The sequence below is a fragment of the Streptomyces bohaiensis genome (assembly GCF_012033785.1).
In the GTDB taxonomy this organism is placed as follows: domain Bacteria; phylum Actinomycetota; class Actinomycetes; order Streptomycetales; family Streptomycetaceae; genus Streptomyces; species Streptomyces bohaiensis.
Genome location: NZ_JAAVJC010000289.1, coordinates 1 through 5,944, shown reverse-complemented (window position 1 = coordinate 5,944; position 5,944 = coordinate 1). Strand labels below are relative to the sequence as shown.

Genomic DNA, 5,944 nt, shown 5'->3' with positions numbered 1-5,944 from the left:
CGTGGGACCGGTCGGCGGCCAGGGGGCGAGCGGGTGGGTGTAGGGGCGGGTCGGGTCCATCGGCCGGCCGGCGATCGCCGAGCTGGTCGACCGGGCCAAGCGGGAACTCCACGCCGGGCGCTCCGGACCCGCGGCGGCGCTGCTCCGCCGCGCCCTGCCGCCGGCGGTCGCCCAGTACGGCGCCGACTCCACCGTGGTCCGCACCCTCCGCAAGCAGTACGCGGCGGCGTTGGTCGACGGCGGCGACTACACCGCCGCCCTGCCGGAGCTGCGGGTGCTGCTGCAGCAGTTCGCCACGACCGGCTCGGGGCCCGAGGACCCGGTGGTGCGGCAACTGCGGGAGGACGAGGCGCTCTGCCTCCGGGAACTGGGCGCGGGCTGACCGCCGATCCGCGCCCCGCCCCGGCGGGCAGCAAGCAGGGGGCAGCGAGGCGCGAGGTACGACCAGCGGACAGTGGGGGAACGCCGCGGCTCCGGGGAGCGGGCAACGCGCACGGGGTCGGGCCCGACCGGCGCGGCCGACGACGGCAGCCCCGCGGCGCAGGCACCGGGAGAGCGCAGGCTCAGGGGAGGCGCACGCACCGGGAGAGTGGCTCCGCCGGCTGGACTCGAACCAGCACTACGAGGATTCAAAGTCCTGCGGGCTACCGATTACCCCACGGCGGACGGCCGAGAAGACACTACCTGAGTCACCGCGCGGTGACCCACTCCCTCTCCCACGGGCCGTCCCCGACCTTCCCGCCGGCGTCGCGGCGGCGCCGTCGAGCGGTGTCCGGTTCGCGTGATCCGCCAGGAAAACGGGTGGACCCCGCACCGTAGTCTGGTCGCATGAACGATGCGGGGGCGGGGGCCGTGGAAGGCAAGGGCGGAGCAGTGCTGTGGTGGCCGCGGCGCCGCTCCGTCGTCCTCGACGTCTGCCTCGCGGTGGTCTCCGCGCTGGAGTGCGTCCTGATGGCGCCCTCGTTCGCGGCGACCGTCGGGCTGCCCGTCGCGCCGGTGGCAGTGGCCGCCGTGCTCGGCGGGTCGGTGCTGGTGCTGCGCCGCCGCTGGCCGATCGCGGTGGTGCTGGTCGCGGTGGCGCTGCTCCCCGCCCAGATGGGGCTGCTGCTGGTCGTCGTCGGCCTGTACACCCTCACCGTCGCCGACGTCCCGCGGCGGGTCATCGCGCTGCTCACTGCCATGCTCAGCTTCGGCGGGTGCCTGGTGCTGTACCTCGCGGTCCTGGAGGAGCAGTCCCGCGTCGAGCAGCCGCTGCCGACCTGGTTCGCCCTGCTGATCGTGCTGACCTTCGGCGTGGTCCACGTCGTCGCCCCGGTCCTGGTCGGCATGTACGTCCGGGCCCGCCGCCGGCTGGTGGAGTCGCTCCGGGAGCGCGCCGACGGGCTGGAGCGCGAGCTGTCGCTGCTCGCCGAGCGGGCCGAGGAGCGCGCCGAGTGGGCGCGGCGCGAGGAGCGGACCCGCATCGCGCGCGACATGCACGACGTCGTCGCGCACCGCGTCTCGCTGATGGTGGTCCACTCCGCCGCCATCCAGGCCGTCGCCCCGAAGGACCCGGAGAAGGCCGCGCGCAACGCGGCGCTGGTGGGGGAGATGGGCCGGCAGGCGCTGACCGAACTGCGCACCATGCTCGGGGTGCTGCGGACCGACGACCGGCCCGAGGCGGAGCGGCCCGACCCGGCGCTGCGGCTGGCGGAGATCGCCTCCGCCCGTACCGCCGCCCCGGCGGAGGAGGACCGCGACGGGCCCCGGTTGGCCGGGCTCGCGGACCTGGTGGGGCAGTCCCGGCAGACGGGGATGGCGGTCGACTTCCAGGAGGAGGGCGAGCGCCGCCGCTACACGGCGCCGGTCGAGCGGACCGTCTACCGGGTGGTGCAGGAGGCGCTGACCAACGTCCACAAGCACGCCGGCGGCGCCACCACCCTGGTGCGGCTCGCCCGCCGTGAGGAGGAGGTCGCGGTGCTGGTGCAGAACGACCCGCCGCCCGGCGCCGAGGCCGGCCCCGGCGCCTCCCTGCCCAGCGGCGGCAACGGGCTGCTCGGCATGCGGGAGAGGGTCACCGCCCTGGGCGGCGGTTTCGTCTCCGGCCCCACCGACCGGGGCGGCTTCCGCGTCTCGGCGGTGATCCCGGACCGGGAGGAAGCCGCATGACCACCACCGCACGCCCCGACGCCGCCGCAGGCACAGGCACAGGCACCGGCACAGCCCGCTGCCCGGTCACCGGCGCGCCCGGAACGGCCGCGCCTGCCGCGGACGCCGGGCCGGCCCCGGAGCTCTTCGGCCGCGCCTTCGCCGCCGACCCCTACCCCGCCTACGCCTGGCTGCGCACCAATGCCCCCGTGCACAAGGCCGAGCTGCCCAGCGGGGTCGAGGCGTGGCTGGTGACCCGCCACGAGGACGCCCGGCAGGCCCTGGCCGACCAGCGGCTGAGCAAGAACCCGGAGCAGCACAGCCAGGCGGCGCACACCCGGGGCCGGGTCGGGATTCCCGGCGAACGCAGCGCCAACCTGATGACGCACCTGCTGAACATCGACCCGCCGGACCACACCCGGCTGCGGCGGCTGGTCTCCAAGGCGTTCACGCCCCGCCGGGTCGCCGCCTTCACCCCGCAGGTCGCGGCGCTCACCGACCGGCTGATCGACGACTTCGCCGCCGGCGGTTCCGCCGATCTCATCGACGCCTTCGCCTTCCCGCTGCCGATCTACGCCATCTGCGACCTGCTGGGGGTACCGCCCGAGGACCAGGCCGACTTCCACGGCTGGGCTCAGATGATGCTCCACACCTCCGGGCGGCGCGGGGGCGTCGGCCGGGCGGTGAAGCGGATGCGGGAGTACCTGGCGGAGCTGATCCACCGCAAGCGCGGCGCGCTCGGCGACGACCTCATCTCCGGTCTCATCCGGGCCTCCGACCACGGTGAGCACCTGACCGAGGAGGAGGCCGCGGCGATGGCCTTCATCCTGCTGTTCGCCGGTTTCGAGACCACGGTCAACCTGATCGGCAACGGCACGCTCTCGCTGCTGCGCCACCCCGAGCAGCTGGCGTACTTCCGGGAGCTCGTCGCGGCCGGCGACGAGCAGCGGCTGAACGTCGCGGTGGAGGAACTCCTGCGGTACGACGGGCCGGTGGAGCTGGCCACCTGGCGGTTCGCGCGGGAGCCTTTCACGCTGGGCGGCCGGAGCATCGGCCGGGGCGACCCGGTGCTGGTGGTGCTCGCCGCCGCCGACCGCGACCCGGCGCGGTTCGCCGAACCGGACCGGCTCGACCTGCGCCGGACCGACAACCAGCACCTCGGCTACGGCCACGGCGTCCACTACTGCCTGGGTGCGCCGCTGGCGCGGCTGGAGGCGCGGACCGCGCTGGCGACCCTGTTCCGGCGGCTGCCGGATCTGCGGCTCGCGGTGGACCCGGAGGAGCTGCGGTGGCGCGGCGGGTTGATCATGCGCGGTCTGCGGACGCTGCCGGTGGAGTTCACACCCGAGGCCCCGGCCGGCCCGCCGCCGGCGCCTCCCGGCTGAGTCGGCCCGCCCGCTTGCCCAAAGGAGCCGCTTCGGGGCCCGCGGGCCCCGGGGGTCAGCGGTCGCCCGGCAGGTGCTCCGCTCGTGCCCGGTCCACCAGTGCCGCCGCGCGGTCCAGGATGGCGGCACTCTCCCGGAGCCGCTCCGCGCGGGGCTCGTGGCGGCTGCGGCCGTGGGCGATCGCCGCCTCCGCCTCGGCGAGGGCCCGCCGGAACGCCGCCTCCGGGGACGGGGAGCGTGCCGCCTCCCCGGCGGCCGTCTCCAGCAGCCGCTCCACCCGCAGCTCCAGTCCGTCGACGTCGCTGCCGACCTCGCCGGGCCGCTCGGTGTGCGCCTCCGTGAGCCGGGCGTTGAGTGCGGCGACCTGGCCGCGCAGCCGGTCGATCTCCCGGTTCCGGTCGGCGATCTGCCGGGCCCGCCCGGTCAGTTCGGCGTCCTGCTCCGCGAGGTACCGGTCGACCTCCCGCCGGTCGTAGCCGCGCCAGGAGCCGGAGAAGAAGGGGACAGCGGTCGGGTCGGGTCGGTCGGCTGCCATACGGCTCCTCGGCGAACGGGCGGGCGGCGGTGCGTGCGAGCGGGCGGCGGTGCGGGGTCGGTGGCGGTGGCGGTGGCGGTGGCGGATCCTACGAGCCACGGCGGTCGCCCGCGGGCGGGTGTCACCGGCGGCGGACTGGCCGGGTCCGCCCCATCTGTGACGGTTCGCCGTCGCGGCGTGACCCATGTCTCAGTTCCGGGTGCCCGCCCGGTGGGCAGTGCATGCCCGCCGTCACCGTGCCGCCCCGCGCTTCACAGCGGGAAGCGGGGCGTCGCCCTCCGTCACGGTGGAACGGTTCGGTCCTCGGGCCCGCGCCGCCGGTCCCGATGTACGCGGATCGACCCCGGGCGGACGTCGTCACCCGGCCCGGCCTGCGGATTTCCCGTGCCGGCGGCGTGGCTCGCGGGGGCCGGTCCGCGGGTTCCCGGCCGGTACCGGTTCCGGCGCGGGGTGACTCGCCCCTGCCCGCACCCCGCATGCGGTGACGCGGCGTCAGGGATGTGACCGCAGTGTGACCCGCGCGGGACCGGCTTGTGATGCGCTGTGGCGGCACGTTAGGTTCTGGCCTCAACTTCACCCGCGCACGAACTTCAACCCGCGCAGGCAAACGAGCAAGTGCACCGCATGAGGGGTCATCACCATGCTCTCTGGCAACGGACGTCATCGCCGCCCGAAACAGGCTCCGGCATTCCTGGTGACCGCCGGGGTCGCAAGCGCCTCCGCGGCACTGCCCCTGCTGGGGGCAGGTGCCGCGCACGCCGTGGGCGGCGAGACCTGGGACCGCGTCGCCGACTGCGAGAGCGACGGTGACTGGAGCGCCGACACCGGCAACGGCTACTACGGCGGTCTTCAGCTGCCGCTGAGCATGTGGGCCGAGTACGGCGGCGAGGAGTTCGCCGACAGCCCCGACCTCGCCAGCCGGAGCCAGCAGATCACCGTCGCGGAACGCGTCCTGGAGGACCGCGGCCCCCGTGCCGCGTTCCCGACCTGCGCCCTCTCCAGCGGTCTGACCGCGGAGCACCGAGCGGAGCGCCTGGCCGGCACCGACGCCACCGAGGTCGTCGAGGAGGTCGAGCAGACCGCACGCGACGTCATGGGCCGCTTCGAGGACGGCGAGCCGGTCGCCGGCCGCACCGTCGCACCGGACGCCACGGACACCACGGACGAGCGCGCAGCAGAGGGCGACGCCGCGGAGTCGGCCGACGAGCGGGCCGAGGCCGGCCCCGCGGACTCCGCCGACGACCGCACCGAGGACGAGCGCGGCAGCGGCGGCCGCCACCGCGGTACGCCGGACCAGGCCGAGAGCGAGCGCGAGGAGGCGTCCGGCGGCGGCCGGCACGCCGCCGGCGACCGCCCGGACGCCGAGGCGTCCACCGGGGCCGGGGGCGGCACCGAGGCGGACGGCGACCGCGCCGCGGACGAGCCCGGTGGCGACCGCGCCGGGGAGGGCTCACGCGGCGGGGACGCCGCCGGCTCGGACGGCGACGACGCCGCGGCCGATGCCGAGGGCGACACCGGCGAGGGGTACGAGGTCCGCCCCGGCGACTCCCTGTCGGGCATCGCCGGCCAGCTCGGTGTCGACGGCGGCTGGGCGGCTCTCTACGAGGCGAACTCCGGCACGGTCGGCGACAACCCCGACCACATCCTCCCGGGCCAGCTGCTCGCCCTCACCCCGGCCGAGCGCGCCGAGGCCGAGGCCGAGGCGGCTGCGGAGAAGGCCGAGGAGGAGAAGGCCGGGAAGGCGACCGGCTCCGCGAAGACCCCCGCCGCCCCGTGACCCGGGCGGCGCCCCGACGCCGCCCGTACCGCCGCCGTGAGGCCCGGCGCCGTCCCTCTCCCGGGACGGTGCCGGGCCTCATGCGTGCCGCGCCCCCGACCGCCCCCGCCGCCCCTACGC

General features: G+C 76.2%; 5 protein-coding genes and 1 tRNA gene. 4 read left to right on the top strand and 2 right to left on the bottom strand.

The annotated features are described in order from the left end of the window. The first annotated feature begins 193 nt into the window (after nt 1-193). On the top strand, nt 194-382 hold the full coding sequence (locus tag HCN52_RS21070; RefSeq protein ID WP_168090030.1) for a hypothetical protein: 189 nt from the start codon (nt 194-196) through the stop codon (nt 380-382). Nucleotides 383-590: 208 nt separating this feature from the next. Here HCN52_RS21070 and HCN52_RS21065 read toward each other — a convergent pair. After that, nucleotides 591-666: transfer RNA gene (locus HCN52_RS21065), tRNA-Gln, on the bottom strand. A gap of 162 nt (nt 667-828) precedes the next feature. Here HCN52_RS21065 and HCN52_RS21060 point away from each other — a divergent pair. Continuing rightward, nucleotides 829-2,148, top strand: a complete 1,320-nt coding sequence (locus HCN52_RS21060) for a sensor histidine kinase (RefSeq protein ID WP_168090029.1) — start codon at nt 829-831, stop codon at nt 2,146-2,148. After that, complete coding sequence (locus tag HCN52_RS21055) at nt 2,145-3,512, top strand: cytochrome P450 family protein (RefSeq protein ID WP_168090028.1); 1,368 nt, start codon at nt 2,145-2,147, stop codon at nt 3,510-3,512. Before HCN52_RS21060 ends, HCN52_RS21055 begins: the two co-directional genes overlap by 4 nt. A 55-nt stretch (nt 3,513-3,567) precedes the next feature. On the opposite strand, the gene HCN52_RS21050 is transcribed toward HCN52_RS21055, so the two are convergent. Next, nucleotides 3,568-4,047, bottom strand: coding sequence for a hypothetical protein (locus HCN52_RS21050; RefSeq protein ID WP_168090027.1), 480 nt, complete (start codon nt 4,045-4,047; stop codon nt 3,568-3,570). Between the two features lie 694 nt (nt 4,048-4,741). Here HCN52_RS21050 and HCN52_RS26010 point away from each other — a divergent pair. Further along, nucleotides 4,742-5,824 (top strand): transglycosylase family protein, encoded by a 1,083-nt coding sequence (locus HCN52_RS26010; RefSeq protein ID WP_312876814.1) that lies wholly within the window; start codon nt 4,742-4,744, stop codon nt 5,822-5,824. Nucleotides 5,825-5,944: the final 120 nt, after the last annotated feature.

What these genes read in the sequence shown, in the direction of transcription:
- HCN52_RS21060 (WP_168090029.1), top strand. Translation starts at nt 829, where the DNA reads ATGAACGATGCGGGGGCGGGGGCCGTGGAAGGCAAGGGCGGAGCAGTG.
- HCN52_RS21055 (WP_168090028.1), top strand. Translation starts at nt 2,145, where the DNA reads ATGACCACCACCGCACGCCCCGACGCCGCCGCAGGCACAGGCACAGGC.
- HCN52_RS21050 (WP_168090027.1), bottom strand. Translation starts at nt 4,047, where the DNA reads ATGGCAGCCGACCGACCCGACCCGACCGCTGTCCCCTTCTTCTCCGGC.